This is a genomic window from Mesorhizobium quangtriensis, assembly GCF_040081925.1.
Lineage (GTDB): Bacteria > Pseudomonadota > Alphaproteobacteria > Rhizobiales > Rhizobiaceae > Mesorhizobium_K > Mesorhizobium_K quangtriensis.
On record NZ_JBEBMF010000001.1, the window covers coordinates 507889 to 533180 of the forward strand.

A 25292-nucleotide genomic window follows, 5' to 3' on the forward strand; every position below is an offset into this window, starting at 1 on the left:
CCATTGAGCAAGTTAAGGTTAAGCTGCAATCCGGCCACCACACCCAAGAATCGAGCGGCCCGGAAGCATGCCTCCGGGCCGCACGCATCACATCACCAGATCGTAGCCCTGGATTGGATCCTGCGGCGGAGGCGTGCCCGCATCGTCAGGGGTATCGTCCGCGTAATCCGGAAGGTCGGCAAAGAGGTCTTCGCTCAAGTTGACGAACAGAGCTTCAGGTCCTTCAGACTGCGGCGCGGCAAAGGCCGACGCCATGAGCGCCGATGCCGCAGGCTCCAGAGTGAAGGACTCCAGATCCTGCGAGCCCCCGTTGAATGTCAGTCGAACGACCGTAATCCCCGCCGGCAGGTCGACGGTCGCGTCCTGCGTGTCCTGGAAGTTTGTCCAGGTGCCGGTACGCGGCGTGTTGACCGTCACCGTCTCGACATTGCTGCCGGTGGTGAACGTTGCCGTGACCGATCTGTTTGGTCCTGTGGCATCACCCAGCGACATCGAAAGGTTGAAGCTATAGGGGCCGGCCTCGGTTACGTTGATCGTGTACTCGAGCCACTCGCCCGACGCGATCCAGCCGATGTTGCCGCCTGACGTAACCTCGACAGCGCTGCCTGTCCTGCCGCCATTGGTGCCACCCTGTAGGCCGGCGGCGTCGTTGTAGGCGACACCCTGACCGCCATTGTCGTAGTCTATGCCGTCGATCGTCAGGCCGTCGGCGTCGAGCACCGGCGCCGTGCCGCCAAACGGCGTCTGCGGCACCTGCGCCTGCAGCGTGAACGAGGCCAGGTCGAGGACGTAGCCATTTGCCGCCAGCGGACCGTTGAAGGTAAGGCGCAAGGTCTGCACACCCGCAGCAAGCGAAAGCGATATCGCCTGGCTTTGAGCAAAGGCGGCGCTGTCGAAGTTGCTGCCGCCGGCATGGCCGTCGGCGAGCGTCACGGTCCCCAGCGCCGTCGTGCCGTTGAGCGAGACCGCGATGGTTGCTCCGGCGACGGGCGTCTTGGCGTTGGCGGAGAAGGTGTAGATGCCGGTTGTCGGCACGTTGATCGTGTATTCGACCCACTCGCCCGGCTTGACGTAGCCGATGTCGTTACCGGCACCGACAAACTCCACAGCACGGCCTGGTCGCACGGTCGTATTGCCGCCGTCGAGACCCGGATTGTCGTTGTAGGCAACGCCTTGTCCGCCGTTGTCGAAGTTGGTCGCATCGACGTTTAGTGTGCCGTTGGTGAAGCCCGGCGCGGTGCCGCCGAACGGTGTCTGCGTGACGGGTGCAACCACCGGCGTAATGTTGAACGAACGGAAGTCTTGGCTGCCGCCATTGAAAGTGACGCGAACGATCTGCTCGCCCTCTTCAAGATTGATTGTGCCACCGGAACGGCTGACGAAGGTCGACCAGCTCGCTGTCTGCGGATTTGCGATCGAAGCGCTCGTTGCATAGGGCGTCGATTCGCCCGGCCGATAGAAGCTGACGACAGCCGACCTGCCCGCGCCGTCAGCATTGGCAAGCAACAGGCTGAGGTTGTGGGCGCCGGCAGTGTCGACGTCGATCGTGTATTCCAGCCATTCGCCGCCCGCGATCCAGCCAATGTCGCCCGACGATGTCGACTCGACCGAGCTCCCGGCGCGGCCGCCATTGGTGCCGCCCTGCAGCCCGGCGGCATCGTTGTAGGCAACGCCCTGGCCGCCTTCGTCGTAGAGGCTGGCGTCGATGGTAACGCCGTCGGCGTCGACCACAAAGGCCGTACCGTTGAACGGCTCCTGTCCGTCGCCGGTGCTCGGCGCGTCATACTCGTAGATCGTCACCGCGTTGAGCGCCGCGTTGTCGATATCGGCGGTTGCGTTGATCGTGATCTTGCCGTCCGTCACCGTGACAAGCGCTTCGAAGGCGAGGGGCTTGTCGCCGCCGCCCGCCGCCACAAACGGGTCGAGGTTGTTGATGACCTGCTGGCCGTTCACGCTGACGTCGAACTGACGCATGCCGGGCGAGTTCCAGTAGGTCTCCTGCGTATGCAGGACGACCACATAGGTGCCATTCGGTACCGTGATCGCGGCGGTCCAGTTGGTGCCGTCCTCATAGGTCTTGAAGGCGGAACCAGCCACGGCGTTGGCGCCGTTGGGATTGGAAGCAACGTCCGTTCCGGCAGAAGCCGTAACCGAGCCGGTGATGGTGACCCGCGAGTTGGTCTGCGCAAGAAGAGGCACGCCAAGCACCGGATCGTTGGCTATCGCTCCACCGCCGAAGTTGACGCCCACAACGAAGGCGCCGCGGTCGTTGCCGCCGCCCGGCGGGTTCGAGTTCGGGTCGAAGAAGTTGACCGTCCCGTCGCCGTCCGCATCATTCTGCAACGCATCATTGATGTCGTCATTGTTGGCGTCATTTGCCGCGGTGAGTTCGTACGGCTTGACGTTCTTTATGACGAACATGTGGTCGTTGTAGTCGTAGTTGCCGGCGCCCGGATAATCCTGGATGCCGATATAGGTGCCCTCGATCACGTTGCCCTGGGCGTCAAGCGCCTGGAAGAAGCGGATGAGGTGACCCTCGTTGTTGTCGACGAGACTGCCGAAATTCGGATCGATCTCGTTGGCTTCAGGATCGCTCCATGACGCGTAGGTGGGGCGGCCATCGACCGATATGTAGAGGCCGAACGGCGTGCTCTGGTTGATCGTGCCGCGCGCCACACCAGCGCCGGCGCCCGAGCCCGCGACATGCGGGTTCGGCGATACGGTCTGGTAGTCCTGGTCGTCCTGCGCAAAAAGGTTGGTCACGGTGCTGGAATTCAGGCCGTGGAAGCCTAGCCGCGCAACGTTGTTCTGCTGCAGGAAGGCCGCCATCTGGATGACCTGCACCGCCTGCGTGTTGTCGAGCCGCTGCATGTAGGGCATCAGCACCTCGTCGCCGATCGTCTCGACGGCGCCGCCGCTGGCGAGCTCGCCCTGTGCCATGTCGGTGCCGTAGCCGAAGGCCTCGACAATCTGCTCGACTGTGGGTTCGGAGCCGTTCTCGGAGAACTCCTGCGCCAAACCGGCAAGCTGAACCACCTTCACGCCCTCGGCGTAATCGTCCGAGTTGATGGTGAGCGTTGAGGTGTGCAGCTGAGCACCGGCTGTCGTTCCGGCATGCGTGCCGATGTACCGCACAGTTATCTGCGCGCTACCGCCGGCCGCAACCGTCGTCGAGATTGCACCGACAATCTGGAAGTTCGCGGTGTCGCCGAGCACGATCGAGCTGATATTGAGCGCCGCGAAGCCATCATTGGCGATGGTCAGCACGGCTTCGTTGCGGAAGCTCTGCTGGGCGTTGGCCGGATTGTCGATGCTGGTGAACACCAGACGCTCGTCGGCCGCCGCGTCGTCCAATCCCGCAAGCCTCAGGTCCTGGCCGAAACCAACCGGCTTTACGCCTTCGATGACGAAGAGGTTGTCGTTGTAGTCGTAGTTGATGCCAGTGTAGTCCATGATGCCGAGATAGACGTTCGGGATCACGTTTCCGTCCTCGTCCAGCGCCTGGAACATCTTGACGGTGTGGCCCTGCTGGGCGCCCGGAACGATGACGTCGCCCGTCGGGTTCAGCCGTGGGTCGGTCGACAGGCCGGCAACGCTGATACCAAACACTTCGTTGCCCGCCCAGCCGTCCGGTATGTCGGAGTTGCCGAAGGTGCGCGTGGCGAACGTCGTGTCGTTGCCCGCGTTGGGCAGCAGCCGCTGGTTGTCGGTGCCCTCATGGTTCCAGAAGGTGACCTGGGCGCCCTTGTTGTTGGGGTTGTGGATGGCAAGCGTTGCGCCACCCGTTCCGTGGAACGCTGCTATCTGTGTAACCTTGGCGCTGGTGACCCCGTCTGCGAGCGTCCAGTAGGGCGACAGCACCTCGGTGGGGTCGGTCTTGGCGAAGACGTCGTTGGTGCTCAGAGCCGAGTTTTCACCGCCGCCGATCAATGTCAGGTTCTCGATGACATTGCCGAAGCCGAAGATGCGCCAGATTTCGTTGACGTTCGGCTCCTGCCCTCCCTCGTCGCGTGCCTGCCAGAAACCACGCAGGTCGATGGTGGTGACCGGATCGTCGGCGTCGTTTGTGACGATCGTCAGTTCGCCGCTGAAGATCGTCGATGTTCCATTCACGTTAGAGGTCGGCGGCGTGTAGGCGGCGCGGTTGAACAACACCGTCACGTCGATGAACGCGCCGGGAGCGAGCGTCAGCCCGGTGAAGATCGCCGGATTGGCGAGCACAAACGGCCCGGTCAGTTCGGTCTCGGTGAAGGTAAGCGGTTCGGTTCCGGTGTTGCTGATGCGCACCGTGCCGCTGTCCTTGAAGTCGCGGTCGGCGTCATCCGGAGCGACTGCGTCCGGATCTTCCAGGAAGCTGAAGTGCAGACGGTTGTCCAGATAGGCGGGATCGAGGCTCTGGATCCCGATGTCGGCGTTGGGGTTGCCGGGCGCCGGGCTCACGTCGAGATAGTCGATGCCGGCCGCGCCAGGCGCGTCGGATACGATCTTGATCTGATACTGGGTGCCAGCAGTGAGAGTGAGATAAACGGACTCCTCCCCTGCAAGGCCGATACCCGGGAAGTCAGTCTCGTCGATCTCGACGCCGTTGAGGAACCAGGTCAGACCCTGGCCGTTCGCAGCGTTGGCATTGGCTGCGGCATCGAGCTTGTACACGCCGTTGTCGTCGACGGTGAAGTAGAACTCCACCGTGCTGCCATTGACGATGTGGGCCGAGCCATCCTGTGCTTCGAGTTCGATGCGGCCGCTGCCGTCAATCTGGACATAGTCCGGCTCGAACTCCGCAAGGGGGCTCTTGGTAATGCGTAGAAGGTCGATGTTCGGCGCGACGCCGCCAGGCGCGGAGATTGTGATGGTATTGACGCCGGCATTGAGCAGTAGCGTTGTCTGCTGCGCGCCCCAGACATTTTCAGCCTCGGGGCTGTTGGGCACAAAAGGCAGCGTCTCGACGGGCGTCCCGTTCACGGAGAGCCCCATGGGACGTGCCGCCTTGTTGGTGCCAAGCGCGTAGAGGATATCGACACCATAGACACCGGCCGCCGAGACCTCCACGGTCCAGGTCAGCGTCTCCGTGTCAGGGCCGAGGAAGTCGACGAAGTCGCCGGACTGGTTGCGATCCTCACTGACGATTGCGGGGCTGCCGGTCGATGCCGCGTTCTCCGCCTCGTAGAGGACGTATGTCACGCCGTTGATCACCGTCTCGCCGTCATTCGGCGTAGTGGTGTCTGGCTCGCTAGGTACCAGAATCTCGAGCTGGTCGATGTTCGGGCCGGTCGCATTGACCGCGCGCAGCGTCACCGTGTTCTGGCCGGCGACGAGCGAGACCGGGATCTCTACAGTGGACCATACCGTCCATCCGTCGACCGTTCCGCCGGCAGGGGTTGTCGGCACGAAAGACTGCACCTTGATGATGGTGCCGTTGACCTCGAGTTGCAGTGGCCGATCGACCGTCGAACCGTTGGCATAGCGGAAGCGCAGTATCGCTGTGCCGGCGTCGTCGGATGGGACGGTGAACGTGAAGGTGAGGAAGTCGGCGTTGGTCGAGCCGAAATCCGCGTAACCGCCAGGCGTGCCGTCGAGATTGTCCGTGTTTCCATCAAGGCCGATGGCGCCGGGACGCAGGCCGTTAACATAACCGGCGCCTGTGTTCGCCTCCGTGTTGCTCGCGTCACGGATCTGAATTTGCGCCGCAGCACTTGTCGGCACGGTTACCGCAGTCCCATCGGCCGGCGTCTTGTCTTCGGCCTGAATAGTCATCAGCGTGACGAATTCCGGCTGCTCGGGCTCCACGCCCGGCGTGAAGCTCGTCGAGACACTCGCCTCGTTTAGGTCGTCATCCGTAACACGGATGGTCGCCGTAACGGTGCCGCTGAGCGAGCCGATGTCGATGGTAAAGCGGTCCTGCGCGTTCAGCGTGACGGTCGTCTCCGGCCCGTTGTTGAAGCGCACGCGCACCGCCGTGATGTCGTCGTCCAGGCCGTTGATCTGGAACACGGCAGCAGCGGGGTCTGAGACATCGAAGGCGACCAGAGCGAGGTCCCCGCCCTCGTTCGCCGTGACGTCTTCGGTGATTCCGCCCGGAGCCGGCGTCAACAGGATGAGTTGGCTGGCGCCCGTGCTGCGATTGAGCGTCATCAAATAGAGCTGGCCGGTAACCGGGTTCTGAATGATGTCGAGCGGATCGATGTAGTTGTTGATGACGGAGCCGTCCGGCCTGCGCAGCACGTCGTCGCCGATGATGTTGCCGTTCGAGTCGACGCGGATCATGCGCACGTTGTCGCCGGTCGAGAACTGCGCGAACAGGATCGCGCCCTTCAGGTTCGAGCCGAATGCATTGCCGGTGTACTCGATGGCGCCGTTCGGCGAACGGTTGTAGCCGAGGTTGTAAACGCCATCGAGATCGTAGTCCGGGTCGGGATCGACGCCGACCTGATAGCCGTCGGTTGCCGAGTTGCCGTCGTTGCCGCCAACCACTTCGTTCGGGTCCAGCCCGGAGGTCGGATTGCCGCCGTTCAGTATGTACTGATCGTGGAGGACGTTGGGGTGGCCGTAATAGCCCCCCTCGTCAACCGTGAAGAAGTAGTCGTACTGCTTCGGCGAGTTGGCGATGACCGTGTCGAGACCAGGCTGCGTAGGATCGTTCGGCGTCTTGCCGCCCGACGCCGTGCCGTTGGTCGGCACGTAGAGATGGCCGTTCGAGTGCCAGACGAGGTCGTAGGCATTGCGGACGCCGGTGGCGTATATCGTCAGTACGGCGTCTTCGGCGTACGGATTGTAGAAACCGGGATAGGTGCCGTCCGCGTTGAAGGCCGAGGCGGGGTTCTGCGTCGTCGGGCTGTTGTTGGTCAGCGGCTCGGTCTGCACGTTGAAGCCGCCGGCTGGTGGCGTCTTGGTCGGGTCGATCTCGAGGATCGCCGCGTTGAGCAGGCGCTCAGGACGGTTGCCCCAGGCACCGTCAGGGGCGCCGGCCGCGGAATTGGACCCCTGGCTCATATAGAGCAGGTATTCAGGCTCGCCCGCCTGGCCGAAATCAGGGTTCTCGCGGAACTCGAGGCTGTTCGACAGATGGTCGGCGCCGGAGCGGGGCAAGCCCCTGATGTAGGTTTCGGCAGTCGCGTCCTCGAGCGAGCCGCCAGGCCCGAGCGTGACCTTGCTGACGCGTCCGGAGAATTCGGGCGTGTCGAAGGCCTTCTGCTCGCGCGGGATCGGAGCGTTGTCGGTGATCCAGATCGTATTGGGATCGTTCGGATCGAACACGAAGCCGACGATGCCGCGTCGCTCGCCTCCGCCGGCATCGAGATAGTCGAGCGCCACGGTCTCCTGGGATGCTTTGTCGATGGTGCCGTCAGAATTGACGTTCCAGCGATGAATTTCGCCGGTGATGGTGGCAACGTAGAGTTTGCCGTCTGGGCCGAACTCGATTGAGGTGTAGCCGCCGGCCCCGTCAGCGAAGCCGTTGAGCTGAACACTGGTCGAGAATGCCACCTCGCGCGCGACATCCTCCGGCGCTTCGCCGGTAACGAACGTCGTTGTAAGGTCCTGCATCTGGCGAAGCGGTGCATCCGGATCGGTGATGGAGCCGAGGTCCAGCACGTCCTGCACCTTCAGCGTGTAGCTGGTGTTCTCTTTCAGTGCGGTCACCGGCCGGATGGTCAGCGAGTCCGCGCCGCCGCTGATCTGCACGTCGATCTCGACCTCGATACCGGTCAGAGTCTCGACGAGCTTGATGTTCTCGGTGTGTGTGATGTTTGGCCCGCGATTGCCTTCGGCCTGGACGTTGACGCCGATGACGAACATCGAGGTCGGATCGATATCGACCGGAAGTTCGCCGTTCGGACCGAGAGCGATCGACACCTGGCCGTCCAGCGAGTCGGCGACCGGCGCCACGAAATAGGAATAGTCGAGGTCGGCGGTGCGTCCATCGCCGGGCGTCAGATCCTCGATCTTTTCAATCTCGAGGTACTGGATCTCGGTGTTGGTGCCACCGATCGAGTCGATGGTCAGGCGGCCATCGGTGACTGTGACGGTGCGGGTGACAAGCGTCGAACGGAAACCGCCGCCAGTCGTGGTCCCGTCGATGGGATTGGCGGGAATCCAATCCGGCAGGAATTCCTGTCCCTCGACGTTGATTGCATAGAGGCTGTCGAAAGCGCCGGCGGTGTCGCCGACCGAGATGGTGACCTGGTAGGTGCCATTCTCCAGGCCCATTTCCCAGGCGCGTGATACGCCACCACCAGGATATTCGAAGTGGGCGTAGGTTTTCTGCAGGTCAGATGCGCCGGTCGCGATATTCTTGTACCAGTGCGCATTTGCCGGCTGCGCCGCAGCAATCGTGCCGTTGGCCGTGCCGTCGGCGACGCTCGCCTCGGTAACCCAGCCGTAGCTGAAGCCGTTGCCGCGGTCGCCGTAGGCGAGCCCGACATCGGCAAGATAGCCCGCCGGTGTCTGGAATCCCGCAGGCAGGCCTTGGGTCGTCTGGCCTGCGGGCGGCTGGAAGTTGATCTTCACGACTTCTTCGAAGCGTATCTGCTCGCGGGTGTCGACGGGGTCGGTGCCTTCGCGGCTGATGGTGACGTTGTCGATGTTGGGGCCGTTGGCGATCGTGTTCGTGAAGGAGATCGAGTTGGTGCCGGCATCGAGCTCAATGTCGATGGTGAACTCCGCCCAGGTCTGCCAAGCGACAGCGGCAGTCGAGCCAGCAGGTGCGGTGGAGGCAAAGGCCAGGGTCTGGGTCACGCCACCGACGCTCAGCGTCATCGGGCGATCGGTCGCGCCGCCGTTCGCATAGCGGACTGTCAACTGGTAGGTGCCGGCTTCCGGGGCATCGATCGTGAACGACGCGCTGTCGCCAATGTCGTTGCCCATGTCCATGTAGCCAGTGCCTTCGTGGCCCGGCCGCAGACCGTTGGCGTCGAATTCGAGGCCGGGACCGCTGGTGGCAGGTGTCGCGCCCGGTTCCGGGTTCGTCGGTGTGCGGGCGACTGTGTCGTCGACGGCTTCCGGGTCGAACGTGGTGAAGGTTTCGCCTTCGATCGTAACCGAGAAGGGTTCGACCGGGTTCTCCGCTCCGTCCTGGAAGTCGAACGTGATCTGGTCGATATTCGGGCCGGCGACCGCGCCGGTCGGGATGGTCAGCTTGATCGTGTTTGTGCCTTCGACCAGCGTCAGCTCGACGGTCTTGTCCAACCACGTGTTCCACGGCGAGGCGGGCGTTCCAGAGGAGGCGCCTGGCACGAACGACACCGAAGTAGCCGCGCCCCCGTTGAGCGAAAGGTCGAGCGGACGGTCGGCCGTGCCACCATTCGCATAGCGGAAGGTAACGAGATAGGTGCCGGCTTCCGGCGCGTCGACGTTGATGGTGATGGCGTCGCCGGCATTGCCGCCGAAATCCATATAGGCTTCGCCGACGCTGCCCGGTCGGAAGTTACCGGTGGCATCGGGATTGGCTGCGGTGACGACACGCGTCAGCGTGGCGTCGGCATTGCCGGTGCCGGTATCCTGCACGGTCACCTTCGTGGTGTCCTCGGCCTGGATGGTGAAGGTCGGCACGTCGACAACGGTACCTGCGACGACGATGTCCATCGCCTCGGTGGCAACATTGCCGGCGTCGTCGGTCACATAGGTGGTGACTGTGTAGTTGCCCGCCGTCAGCGCGGAACCGTCGACCGTGAAGTCGCCGTCGGCATCCGGGAAAACCTCGACGCGCGTCGCACCGCCGTCGAAGCTGAGTTCGACCTTGACGATGTCGGAATCGATGCCGGAAAGCTGGAAGTTGATCGAGTCCTTGGCGGCGCCTGACAGAGGGCCGTCAGGTCCGCTGAGGAACAACGGCTGGTCGTCGGCGTCAGCAGAGGTGTCGGGGGCGGTGCCCTCGCCGATGATGGTTATGGAATCGAGATTCGGGCCGCCAGTCGCACCGGCAGGCAGCGCAAACGCAATTGTGTTGGAGCCAGCCTGTAGCTGCACCGAGACGGTTTGGATTGACCAGTTGTTGAAGCCCTCGTCCGGACCCGCGACGTTTGTACCGGTCGGAACGAAGGGCAGGTTGGGCTGCGCCACGTCGTTCACCGCAAAAGCCAGCGGCCTTGCCAGATTCGTCGCGTAGCGCACCTGGATTTCATAGGTGCCAGCGGTCGGGACTGCGAACGTGTAGGCCACATTGTCGCCGGGGAAATTGCCGAAGTCGACATAACCCGTCCCGGTGAAACCTGGGCGCAGGCCGTTGACCAGCTGCGGATTTGTCCCACCCTCCTGGTTATCCGGGTCGCGGACGGTGGTGTCGTTGGTATCCGCGTCGTTGTCCAGCACCGTGAGCAATCCATCCTCGGCCTGGATGGTGAGCAGGAAGGGTTCGGGGTCTCCCTCTTCCTCGATGGTCACCGCAAAGGAGACGGAGTCCGAGTCTAGAACGCCGTCCGTAGCCAGCACGGTGATCTCGTAGGTTCCGACGGCCAGCGTATTGGCGATCTGCAGCGACGAGCCGACGAGCGTGATGCCGGCCGGCAACGCGCCGCCGCCCGCAAGGGTCGCCTCGTAGGTCACCGCGTCCCCGGCGTCGGGATCGGTGGCCCCGAGCGCGGCAGCGAGATCGATCGACTGCGCTTCGCCTTCGGTAAGCGTTACATCGGCAATTGCTGCCGTCGGCGCCAGCGCCGGCGCTTCGTTGACGTCGCCGACCGTGATCGTGACATCGGTTGTCGTGGATAGGCCCTGAGCGTCGGTTACGGTTACAGCGACCGTGACGGTCTCGCCTGCCTCGTGGTCGAGACTGACGCCGTCAGCGAGCCTGAGCTGGTTGCCGACAATCGTGAAGCGGGCATCCGTCGTCGAATAGACGAGCCCGGACTCTTCGCCGTCGGGGTCTGTTGCCGAAAGCGTGCCGATGACGCCGGCCGCGATGTTTTCGTCAATCGCAGCGGGCGCCAGCACAATCGCCGAGGGCGGCAGCTCGGGAGAAGCGGTGCGCGTGAACGTCAGCTTGTCGATGCGCAGGTTCTCACCTGCGTCGGCCTGGCCGGTGAGCAGCGCGATGGTCGATGCGTCGACGAAGACTGGCGTCTCGAAGCTGATCGTCTTCAGGTTGCCGGCCTGGCCGGCATTGCCGCGCGGCAGGCTGTTGTCGAACGTCCCGTCGGCGAAGCTCTTGTTGGTCGCCAGCTGCGTGTCGCCGATCTTCAGCGAGAACGTCGCGTTGCCGTCCGTCTCGTCATAAACGGTGATCGTGACTGTGTACCAACCTTCGGTCAGCCCGTTCTGCGCCAGGGCGGTGGCAATTGAGCCTGCCTCATTGGCGTCGGTGCGGATGACCTGATTGTTGGACGCGCCCGGGGTCGCCGCGACGAAGAAGTTCGTGGCCGAACCAAGTCCGGTGAACTGCTCTGCCTGGACGATCGTAACGTCGCCGACGCCCGCTTCCTCGATATCGAGCTGGATCTCGAGCTCAGCGCGCAACCCGTCCGGGTCGGTCGCCACGATGGTGAACGATCCGGTGCCCGTTCCCGTCGGCGTGCCGACGATAACGCCTTCGCTGTTGAGGCTGAGCCCCTCCGGCAAACCCTCGACGCTGAAGGTCAGCGCGTCGCCGTCCGGATCGGAAAAAGCGTCCTTGAACAGGTTGAGGTCGATGCCGTCGATCTCAGTGCCGACCTTGCCGAAGTGGGGCTCGAAGGCAACGCCTGCGTCGACTTCGGGCGCCTCGTTCACATTCTCGACCGTAAGGTCGAAGCTGAGGCTCGTCTCTCCGCCATTGCCGTCATTGGCGACGATGGTGACAGTGTAGGGAATCGTGCTCGGTGCGGCATTGATCTGGCCGACAAGCACGCCACCCTCGACGCTGAGGCCTTCGAAGCCAGCGACCGGATTACCAAGCGAGTCAGTGACGGTCAGGACGTAGGTCAACGTATCGCCGTCCGGATCCACGAAAGGCAGGTCGAGCTCAAGGGAACTGCGCTCGTCCGCCACCAGGTCGGCGATGCCGCCGCCGACGATGATCGGCGCCGCATTCTCCACCTCGACCGGCGTCTCGCTGAGCTGAACATTCGTGAAGCTCGCCGAACCGATGCCGTTGCTCGGCGAATCGTCATCGGCGATGAACACCAGCGACGAAATCGTCTTGCCGGCATGAGCGGCCAGGTCGATGGTGATCGTCACGGTCGTGCCAGGCGCGCCGACAACTCCGTTGCGAAGGTCGACGAAGGCCGGCTGGTTCTCTGTGCCGGCAATCTGGTAGACGGACTTGTCGGCTGTCTCGAAGGGGGAATTGTCGTCGTCGAAACCGACGGCGACAATCTCAGGAAGTGCCGAGCCTATCGTATAGGTGAAGGTGAGCTTGGTGTTCTCGGTGATCGTGTAGCTCTCGCCAAGCGAGGCGCGCTTCCACAGATTGCCACCGAGGTTGAGCGTGGCGCCTTCGTCGCCGACGGAAAGACCCGTGCCGACGTCCTGCGGGCTGTAGGACGTGATACCGGCAAGGCTGAATGTGACGTTGAACGGCAGGACCTGCTCGTTCACGTCGGTGACGGCCAAGGATACGTTGAGTGTTTTCGTGAGGCCGCCTTCGTCGGTCGCCGTGATGACCAGCGGGATGCTCGATTCGGCCTCGAAGTCGAATGCCGCGCCGTCTGCGACGACGATCTCGCCATTGGCGTTGACTGTGAATCGCGCATCGTCGACGGTGAATGTCAGGCTGTCTCCCGCATCGGGATCGACCCCCGAGACATTGCCGACGACGGTGCCGGGAGCCGCGTCCTCGGCAAGCGACAGCACTCCATCGGCGGTTACCGACGTGGGCGCCTCGTTGACATCGGATACCGTCACGGAGACGGCTTGAGTCACTGTCGACGTGCCGTCTGTGACCGTCACCTCGACGGAATACGAATTGTCGCCGCCCGTCTCGAAGTCAGGCGAGGCCTTGAAGGTCAGCACGCCCGTTGTCGGATCGATGTCGAACAGCACGTCGTCTGGGCCGTTGCCGCTGAGCCCATAGACAAGCGCGGTGCCATCGCCGTCGGTGGCATTGACGTCGAGAACAGTGCCAACGCCGTTCTCGGCAAACGTCGCGGTCGCTTCACTCGTGAAAACCGGCAGGAAGAATGAAGGAGACCCGCCGGGTTCGGTAATGGCAACGGCGTCGATGTTCGGCGCGCCGGCAGTTGCGCTCTGGATGATCCCGATGGTGTGCGGCCCATTCCCGGTAAGCGTGACCACGAAGCTCCGGATCTGCCAGATATCGAAGCCGCCGGTGTTTGTATTCTGGGAAGCGCCCTGTTGGATGCCATCCACCGCAACTGCAACGGGTCGGTTGAAACCGGCACCGGTACCCGTTGCGCCGTTGGCGAGACGCAAATGGATCTCGTAGGTGCCCGCCGGCGCGTCGAGTTGGAAGGTCGCGCGCGGTGTTGTCAGGGTACCGTTGATGTCGAGGTAGCCTTCGCCCGTGTAGCCGGGCCGCAGCCCGAACGGATCGAGCAGAGATGGATCAACCGTCTCGTGGCTCGCTACGTTTGCACGGGTGCGGGCCAACGAATCGTTCGTCGCGACGGCGTCGCTATCGGGCACGATTGTAAAGTTTTCCGCCTGCAGCACGAAGGGTGAGAATGGCGGCGGCGGAGCAGATTTTGTCAGCGTAAAGGCGACAGGGCTTGAGTCCACCGATCCGTCATTGGCGAAGATTTCGATCTCGTAGTTGCCCGCCGCAACGGATGCATCGACCGTCACGCTACCGCCAGAGATGCCGATGCCTGCAGGCAGCGAGCCCCCTCCGGCGAGACGGATTCCGAGCGTGGTGGCGTCGCCATCCACGTCGGATACGATCAGCGAGGAAAGCGCCAGGCTGCCGCCCTCGGCCGGGACGGTTGCGTCGGAAAGTGAGCCTGAAATCGTGGGAGCATCATTTTCCGGCGCAACGCTGACCGAGATTGTGCCATCGGCGGCGAGTGTACCGGTATCGGTGACGGTGTATGTGATGGTCGCGTCGCCGTGGAAGTTCAGGGCCGGCGTGAAGGTGATCTCGGTGCCGTTCACCGACACGGTTCCCTGTGCGGCGGGAACTGTGGCGGTGACGGTCAGCGCATCGCCATCGGGGTCATTGATATAATCGAGGACATTGATGGTGATTGCGGTGTCTTCGTCGGTCTCTGCCGCAAAGTCCTCGGCTTCCGGTGCACTGTTGACGAAGCCAACTGTAATGACGGCTTCTTCCGAGGTCGAGAGGCCAGCGGCATCGGTTGCCGTCACCAGAATTGTTATCGTCGGCTCGGTCGTGGAATCGAAGGCGGCGTCACTGGCCACCACGATCTCTCCGCTGGCATTGATCGTGAACCTGCTATCGTCGACGGAATAGGTCAGCGTATCGCCGGCGTCGGGATCGAGCGCCGAGACGGCGCCCACAACAGTGCCGGCAGTCGCGTCCTCCGGCAGCCCGAGTGCGCCTGTTACTGTCAGCGACTCCGGCGCATCATTCACGCTGGCAACGGAGACCGTGATCTCGGCCGTGTCCTGCAGAAGGCTGGGGTCGGCTACGGTGTATGAGATTGTTGCTTCGCCGTGGAAGTTGGCGGCAGGCGTAAAGGTGATCAGAGTGCCGCTGAAGCTCACGGTGCCCTGCGATGCGGGCACGCTGGCGGCGACGATGGTCAATGCATCATTGTCCGGATCGTCGAGGTGCGCAGCGACGTCGATGACGATCGCGGTGTCTTCGGTGGCTGCAGCGTCGAAATCCTGGGCCACGGGAGCCCGGTTGTCGGGATCGACAAGAACGAACTCGATCTTATCGATGTTCGGACCGGCAGTTCCGGAGAGCTTAAAGATATTGGCACCGGCTTCGAGCCGGATTGTCACCGGATTGCCTGCTGCGCTGAGCGTTTCCTTGCGCCAGCTTTCCCAGCCGGTCGGGTCCGGGTGGGTGTCGGCATCGTTTGCGCTGTCATTGGGCCGGATCCTGGCAGGGATGTCGAGGTAGTCGTCGAAATATGCCGCTGGAATTTGAGCCGTGGGAAGCTGCGCGAAATTGAAGGTTCCCTTGAGAGAATTATCGGCACCCAACAACTGAATGTTACGGGGAGCATTGCCTCCATTGGCATATGTTACCACAACGGCATAGGTGCCCGCGATGGTCGCGGTGACAGGCAGATTCGTAATATTGGCGTTGGAGCCCCAATCCAAGTAAGAGTCGCCCTCGGCGCCTCCGCGGAACTGCTCGACAGCCGGTTCTGCCATCAAATAGGGTATGGTAATCGCGCGATTGACCGTCGGGTCCATCGTCGCCGCATCGGCAGTCGGAAGCAGGCTCTCGGCCTGGATGACGATGCGGCCAGGATCGGCCGCGCGCACCTCGAGATAGTCGAGGTTGGCTCCGCTGTAGCCGGTAGTGGTCAGCCGTACCGTGTTAACGCCTTCCTGAAGGGTGACCCTCGTCAGCGCCTCCGAATAGGTGGTGTTCGACGCCGTCGCCGGCATCTCGAACAGGCGGTCCCATAGTTGCCCGTTGACCTTCAGGTTCATTGGGCGGTCGACGGTCGTGCCCGAGTTGAAGGCGTAGCCAAATGCGAGATCGTAGACCCCTGCCTCTGGCACCTCGAAGGTCCATTCGATGAACTCGCCTGATCCGATGTTGAAGTTGGTTCCTATGCCCGCAAAATCGACATAAGCATCGCCACTTGCGGCTTGGGCGTTGGCCTCGTCATTAACTGGAATACCCGGCGTGCCGGCGATAACCAGGTTCGGCGTCGTTGACTGTGTGCCACCAGAGTTTCCGCGAACGGCCGTTTCAGCTTCGAGGCGCATGGTCTGGAATCCTTCCTCTTCGTCACCGGCTGCGAGTGCCTCAAAGGACGCCGCGCTGGAAAATGCGATGCCTTCGGGCTGCGGTTCGATATCCAAGTTGCTGATTTCCGCCGTCGCGATCTTTGCGAACGTCATTGGCTGAGCGAGCACGTCCGCACGCATGAGGATGGGCGAGGAACTTCCGTGCAGGTGGAAGTCGCCGTCCGGTTCCTCTGAATCGTCTGGTACGACCGGTGCGCCGGGGGGGGCGTCGACTTCGGCTGCGTCCTGTCCAAGGCCGGCCGCCGCGACTTCTTCCGGGATGGCCTGTGTCCCCTTCGGGCCTGAAGGCGCCGTCCCGGACTGCACCGCGTCCAGATTAAGCGCCAGCGCCAGGGCGGCGATGCCGGCGGTGCCCATTGCGGCAAGTGCGTCGTCGCCGATGGCAAGCCCCTTTCCGGGGAAGACGTGCGTATCGAGATGAACCGAGGCGATTTCGGGCCCTGAGCGGTTCGTGTTGACGATGGAAATCTTGACGTCGCCGGCGGGCAGCTCGAGATGCAGAAGCTTGGTCTGCCAGTTGGCCCATGAACCCGTGGGCTCAAATTTCACTTTGTCTTTTGGGACGCCGTCAATCTGCAGGATGGCGGAGCGGCTCTGCTTCCACCCGTTGGCGAAGCTCACCAACAGATCATGCATTCCTGCATTCGGGACAGATATCGTAAAGTCGGAGGAGGTTTGCAGAGATCGCGGACTCTTGCCCGACTTCTGGTTGAGATCGGCCACAGCCGTGGGTTGATCATCCGCAGGGCCGGCAGCCCCGTCAGCGAACGGATCCAGATCCATGACACCACCCTTTGCCACGCACGTACACCGCGTGTCCCGATTTCGGCCAATCCCCCAGATCGACCTGTTAAGCCCTCGTTAGGTATGGTGACGTGAATCCGAAGCGATCAGGAGTCTGTAAAACGGCCGCTTGCCGACTAAAAAGTGGTAGGACCAGAGCGGTCTTATAAACAAAATGCGCAGGAAAGTGAATCGTGGTGATTAATATTTGCGCATATGATGTTCTTCTAATCAAGGATGGATGATTGATATCATTTGCCTGACTAAACAAATGGTATCTTTGACATGTGCCATATTAGTTATTTGTGAATAACTGAGTCCGGATACTTGTCCCACAGACTCAATGATGAGAAGTTTGATGTGCCGGACTTTCGTCCGGAGGCAATCAATCCACGTTGCGCGGGCCGCAATCGGGTGAGACTGCACCGATTGCGCGCAACGACGGGTGGTTTCGTTCCGCTAGGCTGCGCAGACTAGCCGGCCTGTGGCGAATGAAGTTGCTGATTACGCTCCATCTGGACGAGTTGCGGGCCCTTGCCGCGCCTGTCGAGCACGACCAATGCGGCCTGCGTACGGTTCTGAACTCCCAGCTTTTTGAGCACCGACCTCACATGGACACGCACCGTGCTGTCGCTGATGCCCAACTTGCGCGCGATGACCTTGTTGCTGGAGCCCTGTGTGACGAGCGTAAGGACCGCATTCTCCCTGGCGGTGAGAGAGGCCGTCGCCTCTGTTGTCAGTCTCGGACCTGGATTTGGACGTGACAACATCGGTTTCATCTGCATTGGCAGGACGTGCAGACCGTTGCGCACCATGCGGGCCGCCTGGGCTACGTCTTCAAGGTTGCTGGTGTCCAGAATTATCGCGCCCACCACACCGACCAGCGGCGCCAGTGCATGAAGGTCATCGGCTTCCCGCGTCAACACCACGCAGTGTTTCAGATTGCTGGTGCCGAACGCGAGCAGATCCTCCAAGCCGCGTGCCGCATGCGCCATGTCGAAGATTATTGATGCCTCTGACCAATCTTCTGTCGCTCGAAGCTGCGAAAGCTTGCGGACTTTCTTGATCTCGCCGAACTCGCCTTGAATGCAGCGCTCCAGGGCGCTCAGAATAATCGTACTTTCGCTAACGAGAACTGCAATCATCCCACGCTACACCCACTCTGCCCCGAAACAACGTATCGCGGCGCAGCAGATCGTCAAACGGAACGAACGATTAACTTTAATGACCGACAGTTATCACACTTTTGTGTCTTACCAATTCGCTACACTAGCGGTCGATCAACTGATTCGTCGCAAGCAGACGCCACTCGAGGCCACGAAGCAATCGGGCGATGCAAGCTACCGTTGGGAGATATGTCGTACTTAGGCGAACTTGGCGAGACCAACCAGATAACAGTTCCCCATGAGGATTCTCAAATACCTGGATCGTGTGACCCGGGTGTTACCCCACAAATTTGGATGCGAGGCCATGGCTAAGCGCAAACAGAGTAAGTCGACGAAATCGATTATTTCTTGGCGCACCATGCTGGACGAGTACCGAACTGCAATAGCGCATCCGGACACTCAGCTTCGCTGGCTCATCGAAAGGATTCGGGAGTTCGAGATTGCGGGAGGCCGGACAGCGAAAGTTCTCCCGATGCGAAAGGTCTGAGGTGGTCCAGGTAACGTCCGCGAACGTTCCCCCGATCGTTTTTCAGGCCTTCTGAGCCCTTCGATCCTCTCCGCGATCATCGCGATGAACGTCACGCGCTTGTGCACTGGGTGATGAAGATCGGAGCGATGCGCAGTTGGGGCAAGCCTCACCCTCCCCGCACGGCTGCGTGCCAGTGGCGCTTCTACGATCACCTTCAACGCTGAGAATGCGCTAAAGGTAGGCGCAGACTGCATCGGCCGCTACCCCAAGGTCCTGCACGATCGTCCGACCTACTACCCTAGAGCATCTTCGATGAACGCAGAGTCGGATTGAGGATTCACGCGGTCGCTGGCCCGATGGCCAGGCTCGGTCGAAACAGGTACGGTTTCTTCGACAACCAGCCAATAGAACTGCGAGAGCGTATCCCAGTTGAGACTGCGGTTCGGGAAGGCACGGGCGAGGCGCGGCGCATCAGCGATCTCCTGCAGCTCGGCAGAAGATAAACGGCTAATCTGGTTGTCACCGAACGTCACGTCTGACGGATCGTCCGCCCAGTCGAGAGGGCAAAGATAGCTCACTTTGGCCGACGTCGCGGTCAAGGTGGGGTGGAGCTTCTCCGCCGCCTCTTCCGGCGGGAGCGCCAGCCGACGGCGATCGACGGGCAGGTACATCGGGCATCCGAGCGAGCGCAGAATTTCTGACAGCGAGAAACTGAACCAGAATTGCGCACCGAACCCATAGGCGTCTGCGCACGCCGCTTTGAGTCGCAGCAATTGCGGCGCCCCAAAGCGATTATCAGGCCGCTGGCCATTGAAGGCCCACAGTGCGGCGACAGCCTCCGAAATCGGCTGGGGAACCGGGGTATACATGAGCGCTCCTTCTTGGACCCTAGGCGTCGCCGTTATCGTCCGGTTCAGCCCGAGACCTGGTCACCGCCAGAGCAACGAGTCCGCCTAGCGCGCCGCGCGACTGGCGTTGGATGGAGCCATGCCATAGACCGCCGGATAGACGCGGCCGGCCTTGGCAAGCCAGGACATCACGGTCAGATGTGCGCGCCAGCCACGATATTCGGGGTCCTCGTCGATGCCCAGGGCGCGATCCCCGATCGGCGCATAGCCCATAAGCTGACCGGCAATGCCTTGCCTGCCAAAGATCCAGCAGGCCACCCGGTGGCGCGAAAGCATAACGCACAGACGCCCGGCATCGAGGTGGAAGGCGGATGCGTCGGCACGTCCCGAAAGCGGATGATGGACAAACATGAAGCGGCGCTCGATACCTTGGAAGCGGTTTGCGGTTTCAACGAAAATGTCCGCAAGGTCCGGACCGAGCCGTTCGCGCACGGCGTTGACCTGACTAACATGGGCGGCGACCACGCCGATCATATTGGGTGCCACACGCTCTATCCTGCTATCGTCCCGCACCCACGGCCCGCGCATGAGCAGCCGGCGAATGGAGGCTACAAGTTCGTCGGCAATCTCTTCGTCCCGCTCGCCGGTGAGTTGCGGCGGCAGCTCGACCATGACGATCTTGGCACCCCCCGTCACCGCATCGAGGGCAGCGTCGAATGGCATGATCCCGGCCACCTCGAAGGTAAGCTCGCGGTCCGCACTCATCGCCTGAAATGGCATGTCCGGATAGAATGCGGGCTATACGAGGCGCACGGTATCGGTATTAAGCCGGCGCGACACCGGCAGCGCGAGCTGCATGACGCCGGGATGCCGTTTGAGAAGTGCTGCGGGCGAGGACACCTGCGGTCCGGCAGGGTTGCAGCGCCAGCGCTCGATCTCGCAATCAACAAAGGGTTCGATCTGGCCGGGGTCACCGATGAGGACATGGTGCGGCGCCAGATTGGCGATCAGCTGGAACCGATAGTCGGGCAGCTGGAAGGCCTCATCGACGATCTGGAGATCGAACATCGTCTCGCCGGTATTGATCCAGCTCCATTTGGCGGCATTGCCGATGGTGATGCCCGGCTGCTGCGGAATATCCGCAAAATTCTCAATGATCCTTATGTTGCGATGGCCACGGATGTCGGCGGGAAGCTCGAGTCCGCGCCGCGTATAGAGGTGAATAGGAAACCCTTCGGCATTGCCGCCGAGGCGGCGGGCCACGTCGAATGCCTGCTCGTTAGTCTGGGTCACCACCATGCAGCGCTGTTCGAGCGCACGGGCGCTCTGCAGCGCCACGCGCTGGGCTACGCCGGTCTTGCCGGCGCCGGGGGGCGAGCGCAGGACAACGGCGGGAGCGCCCTGCCTCTGGCTCTCAAGGATTTCGCGCAGTGCGCCGTCGGCGAGGGTCTGGGGATCGCTCATCAAACCATCCTTTCCACAGCGGCCAGCAAATCGTTCGGCCGCGGCCTGGTCGAGGGGACGGGTGGCGGCATGACCTCGGAATGCGTCCATGGCGGTACCGCCAGCCGCGTGCTCATCTGAGCGAATTCGCGGATCGAGGCATCCCAGTCAGGATCGTGCGGACCAAGATCAACGACATCGCCGATATTGAGCAGCAGGGCGGCCTTCTTGCCTTTTTCCACAATACCGCTGACCCAGCTGAACGGGCCCCGGCGTTCGATCCCGGTAACGCGAAGGCATAGCTTCGGATCGTCGAGGTTCCAGATCTCCTCCCCGGCGCGCAGGTGTAGGCTCTCTTGTGGCGTCGAAAGCACCATCCGCGTCTCGAAGGTGTAAGGCGCCAGCTTGACCTTGTCCCGTCCGACGATCGTGCCACGCAGCACCCTGCCGCTTTCTGCGCCTCGTTCTCGCGCGGCGCGGTCATGTCGGATCGAGGCCGCCTCGACATTGTCGACGGCGCGTTCGCGCGCGACGATCTTGAAGGCCGCCGCCTTGGCGGAGTCGTTGTATGGAAGCCGATAGCCGGCGTCCCGGTTCTGCATGAAGCGAGCGAAGTGGGCGGCTTCTTGCCTGCCGAGAATGTCCAGTGCGGCGTTTGCCTTCCAGCGCGGTCGATCGAGGATGGCCATGGCCCGCTGGGTGGCGGCGTAGATCGGGCGGATGACGGTTTCGAGCATCTGCTGGATGCGGCCGGCGTGAAAGGCTTCTGCCCGGACATCACCGTCCTGGCGCGCTTTATTGAAAAGCGCAACAGCGGGCTGCAGCTCAGCTGCGTCGAAACTGGGATCGGTCTTGGCGCCCATGGGCTGAGTTTCCGCCATAGCGACTGCAGCGAGGATATCGCGGCCAGCGGGTGGGTCGATCCAGGTGAGCAACGCGCCCAGATGTTCGTCCTCGGTATCCTGCTGACCCGTCGCGTAGTGGGCTCTGAGGGCGGTCGTAGCGCTGATCAGCGCCTGCTGTCCGGCGATGGGCGAGCGCTCGCCGGCATAGGTCCACAATTCGCCGAGCCGCTTTACCTGCGTGTCCTCGGTGAAGCGCAGGCGATCGGCGAGGGTATCGAGGTGCCCGAGTGCGCCATCCGAGGATACCCAGATCTGAGGAAACGTTCCCTCGGCGCGACACCATGCATAATAGTCCTCGAACTGTGGCAGCAGCCACAGCAGCAGCTCGTATTGATCGTCGCGACGGCGAGGATCGGGGGCGACTTTGATCTGCGGAGCAACCCCCTGACGGCCGATGGCGACGGCATGAACGGATGTATCCTCCCCGGCCATCGACAGCATTGTCACGATCCGAGCATGGGGCTGGATGATGACCTGACTCTGGCTGACAATGGGGACAGCCTCGCCCTTTTCGAGCGCGCGCATCCGGGCAACGACGGCAAGGAGATCAGCCATTGGCGATCCTCTCAAGCAGCAGCGAGGCAGCCTGAAGCTCCGCTGCGAGAACTGCTTCGGCACGATTATCGGGAGGGCGGCCGACGCCATTGAGGAGATCCATGGCGCGGTTGAGGGACCCGGCGGCGGCCAGTTGCTCGGCTGCCTGGTCACCCAAAATGATCGCATTGCCCTGCGCCTGTGCCTGGGCGCGGCAATGCTTCCAGAGGCTACAGTGCTCCTTGCAGGTAGAGCAGTAGTGGTTGGGCAATCCCTCGATGACGGCGGGGTCGGCGAGGGAAGCTCCTGCAGGGAGCATTTGCTCGATCTGGTCGAGATCGCTCGGCGCAGCAGACAGAGCGCGGCTCAAGGAGGCAAGTTCCGACTCCGCCCGCTGTGCCGCGAAAAGCCGGGGGCTGAACGAGGCAGGCGCTTTGAGAACCATGTCGACACGGTCGCCTGCGAGGTCCCCCGGCCGCCCCGCCTCTTCCAGCAGCTGCCTCAAGGCCAGCGTGCCAACCGCAGCTTCCCGGTAGGCCGAACGGACATGGGCATTGTTGGTCTTGCCACCACGATCGGCATAGCTCTTGATGACCCCCGCGCGGTAGAATGGCTCTTTGTCGCTCGCCACCAGATAGTCGAGCTCGATGGCGTGGCTGACGCCCACGATGGTGAGGGTGAGACGCGGCTTGAGGATGAGGTTGGGAGCCGTGGGATCCCCACGCATCTTGAGGTCGATGAGCCGGCGGGTCTCGCGTTCGCGGCGAATACGGTCAACATGTGTATCGCGCGGTGCGACATCGGCCACGTTGACGATCTTGGCGTCCTGAGGTTCCAAGTACCCTTTTTCGCGGTAGACGGTCAGCAATGACCCGCCTGCATTGTCGAGAAGGCGCCGTTCGAACGCTTGCGTCAGCGTCATCGCAAAGGGCGACATGACGTCGGCCGCCTCGCCCAGCACGTGCTTTATCACGTCGTTGGGCGTAAGGCCGGCGATGACGATTGCACGCAGGCGCGTGCAGTCTGCATTGCGAGCGATGCTTTCAATCCCGCGCGCGCCCACTTCGACGGGCGCAAGTCCCCCGCGCAGCTGATGAAGACGGGCGTTTTCGGGGGTCATTTGATCGCCCTCGCCGCCGCCATCGTGTCAATGATTGCTGGACGCCCCCAGAGCCGCACATGCGAACTTGCATTGGCAAGCCTGGCGCAGGCCTCTCCGCGTTCCGCCTGGTCAGCCTGGTCGAGGGCGGCAAGCTCAGCGCGCGCCGCATCGCTCACCTTGTCTGGATCGACCAGCTTGCCCGTCTCCGTCGCGCCGGGGATTGCTCGGGCGATGGGGAACAGGAGGCGGTCGATATTCTTGGACTCGGGTGCCCCCGCCTCGCGCAATTGCTTGAGGCGGCGCGCCAGGCTTTCCGCGATACGCAGGTGATCGGTCCGCAGGCTGCGAGATCCAACGATGCGGCGCTCAAGGCTCCAGGCCGAACTACAGAGGAGGCGGGGGATGGCCGTCAGTTCGGCCGCATTGATGGCAGGGACGATCCAGGCGGGCTTGGCAGCGATGTTACGCCGGGCGGCATTTTCCTCGTCGCGCCGCAGGCTGGCAAAGCGTGAGGGTGACGGGCGGACACCGGTGAGGGCTTCTGTAAGGTCAGCGATGAGCGCGGGTGGTACCGGAACGCCGAGATCATCAAGCGCATCGAGAGCGAGTTCGCGGAGCGGCTTGGCCGGTTTGCGCCCGCGCGGCGCTGCGAGTTCGCGCGCTTCGAGTTCGGCGAAGCGCAGCTGCTCGGCAAGGCTTTCATATTCGGCGTTGAATTCCGATATCTTGGCCTGTGACCGCTCACGCGCGGCCGCATCGCCTGAACTCAGCGCTTTGGCAAGGCCGGCATAGGCCTGCTGCAGCCTTTCGGCGTTGCGGGCGAGCTTTTCGGCAATGGGCATCGTTCGGGACATATGAGCTATATAGCTCTCCACGCTCTTCCATGCAATACCATGCTTCTCACAGGAACGCTCGCCGCCGTCAAACATTGCTATTGCACAATCTGCCTATATTGCCTATTCTGCATAGGCAAGGAGCGCGAGACATGAAACAGAGCCAGCAAAGGGCGGTACTGACACAGGCGATTGAGGCCAAGGTGCATCGTCTCGATATGAGCGCGCTGGTGCAGCTTGCCGTCGACCTAAAGGTCCCCCTGCCTGAAACCGTTGCGCCGCCACAGCGTCATCGGCCCGCCGCGCCGGCCCATACCGGTGGTCCGACCGGAAACGTGCTCGTCGGCAAGGGAATTGGACGCGTCCTGCCTGCCACGGAAGGCGCACGGAGGCTGGACAAAGTCACCGAGGATGATGATGCAACGGACTGGGCTGAAAGCGAGCTGGTCGGCGCCGGCGAGGTTGTCGCCAGACTAAAGGTGGCGCGGGCGACGCTCGATAACTGGCGAAAGGGGAATAAAGTCGTCGCGCTCCGGAAGGGTGTGCGCAACTACGTCTACCCCCTGCGCCAGTTCGACCGGCGCGCTCCGATCAGCGGTCTCGACCGGGTGACGCCAATGTTCTCCTCGGCCGAGGAGGCTTGGGAGTGGCTGGTGACACCAAACCGCCTGACCGGCGGCAACGCGCCTGTCGATGAACTGAGGGCCGGCAAGCTCGACGCCGTGCTGAGCGCTGCTGAAGGTGCACTGGACTACGCGTGAAGCTTGTCGCCAAGAAAATCCGTGAAAGGATCATCACGGCTGGGGTCAGCGACTGGCCGCGCATCCTTCCCGGCCGCCATCGCGGCCAGCCGACCGGTGCCGGGTTTGGCTCGAGCCGCTTTTCGAGTCCATCGCGCCAATTCAAGGTTCTTTATGCCGGCGAAGATTTCGCGACCGCCTTCGCAGAGGCCGTCGTCCGTGATCGCTTCCAAGGCAAGCAGCGCCGGTTTCTTTACCGGCCGCACCTTGATGCGCTCTGCGTCACCGCCATCTCGTCTCTGCGAGAACTGGCGCTTGTAGACCTTACTGGCGCGGGCAGTTACGAGCTCGGAATCGACACGGACGCAAACAGGGCGCGCGACCACGGGCGAGGCCAGGAGTTTTCCGAGCTCCTGCATGACCTCCTGCCTCACGTCGACGGCATTCTGTTTCACTCCCGACTGACCAATGCGCGCTGCATTGCAATCTACGAGCGGGCGCTGCCAAGCCTTTCAGGCAGTGTTCCGGTTTCCCTGCTGCAGGTGGCCGAACTCATGCCGGAACTGGAGCGACTTCAGATCACCATTCGCCGCGAGCGCGGATTTGGAGTATCGTGAGGCGTAGTGTTTCCATACCGAGAAAAACAG

Annotated in this window: 10 protein-coding genes; 2 read left to right on the forward strand and 8 right to left on the reverse strand. The window is 62.4% G+C overall.

The features are described from left to right. Window positions 1–87: 87 nt before the first annotated feature. The 8 genes from ABMA32_RS02580 to ABMA32_RS02615 all read right to left on the reverse strand — a co-directional run bounded on the left by ABMA32_RS02580 (window position 88) and on the right by ABMA32_RS02615 (window position 23926). Window positions 88–16458 carry a carbohydrate-binding protein gene (locus ABMA32_RS02580; RefSeq protein WP_349012160.1) on the reverse strand — a complete coding sequence of 5457 codons (16371 nt, stop codon included), beginning with the start codon at window positions 16456–16458 and terminating at the stop codon, window positions 88–90. Between the two features lie 620 nt (window positions 16459–17078). Further along, window positions 17079–17750 carry a LuxR C-terminal-related transcriptional regulator gene (locus ABMA32_RS02585; protein WP_349012161.1) on the reverse strand — a complete coding sequence of 224 codons (672 nt, stop codon included), beginning with the start codon at window positions 17748–17750 and terminating at the stop codon, window positions 17079–17081. A 783-nt stretch (window positions 17751–18533) separates the two neighbouring features. After that, the gene (locus tag ABMA32_RS02590; protein WP_349012162.1) at window positions 18534–19109 is read right to left on the reverse strand and encodes a hypothetical protein; all 576 of its coding nucleotides are present in this window, start codon (window positions 19107–19109) and stop codon (window positions 18534–18536) included. Between the two features lie 84 nt (window positions 19110–19193). Continuing rightward, complete coding sequence (locus ABMA32_RS02595; protein ID WP_349012163.1) at window positions 19194–19853, reverse strand: AAA domain-containing protein; 660 nt, start codon at window positions 19851–19853, stop codon at window positions 19194–19196. 33 nt (window positions 19854–19886) lie between these two features. Continuing rightward, window positions 19887–20552, reverse strand: coding sequence for an AAA family ATPase (locus tag ABMA32_RS02600; protein WP_349012164.1), 666 nt, complete (start codon window positions 20550–20552; stop codon window positions 19887–19889). Further along, the gene (locus tag ABMA32_RS02605; RefSeq protein ID WP_349012165.1) at window positions 20552–21991 is read right to left on the reverse strand and encodes a hypothetical protein; all 1440 of its coding nucleotides are present in this window, start codon (window positions 21989–21991) and stop codon (window positions 20552–20554) included. The genes ABMA32_RS02600 and ABMA32_RS02605 overlap by 1 nt, the downstream gene beginning before the upstream one ends. Beyond that, window positions 21984–23090, reverse strand: coding sequence for a hypothetical protein (locus ABMA32_RS02610; RefSeq protein WP_349012166.1), 1107 nt, complete (start codon window positions 23088–23090; stop codon window positions 21984–21986). Before ABMA32_RS02610 ends, ABMA32_RS02605 begins: the two co-directional genes overlap by 8 nt. After that, window positions 23087–23926, reverse strand: coding sequence for a hypothetical protein (locus ABMA32_RS02615; protein WP_349012167.1), 840 nt, complete (start codon window positions 23924–23926; stop codon window positions 23087–23089). The genes ABMA32_RS02610 and ABMA32_RS02615 overlap by 4 nt, the downstream gene beginning before the upstream one ends. A gap of 131 nt (window positions 23927–24057) precedes the next feature. Here ABMA32_RS02615 and ABMA32_RS02620 point away from each other — a divergent pair, with 131 nt between their 5' ends. Together ABMA32_RS02620 and ABMA32_RS02625 are read left to right on the forward strand one after the other, a co-directional pair. Further along, window positions 24058–24666 (forward strand): antitoxin Xre/MbcA/ParS-like domain-containing protein, encoded by a 609-nt coding sequence (locus tag ABMA32_RS02620; RefSeq protein WP_349012169.1) that lies wholly within the window; start codon window positions 24058–24060, stop codon window positions 24664–24666. Further along, window positions 24663–25262, forward strand: a complete 600-nt coding sequence (locus ABMA32_RS02625) for an RES family NAD+ phosphorylase (protein ID WP_349012170.1) — start codon at window positions 24663–24665, stop codon at window positions 25260–25262. Before ABMA32_RS02620 ends, ABMA32_RS02625 begins: the two co-directional genes overlap by 4 nt. The last annotated feature ends 30 nt before the right edge of the window (window positions 25263–25292 follow it).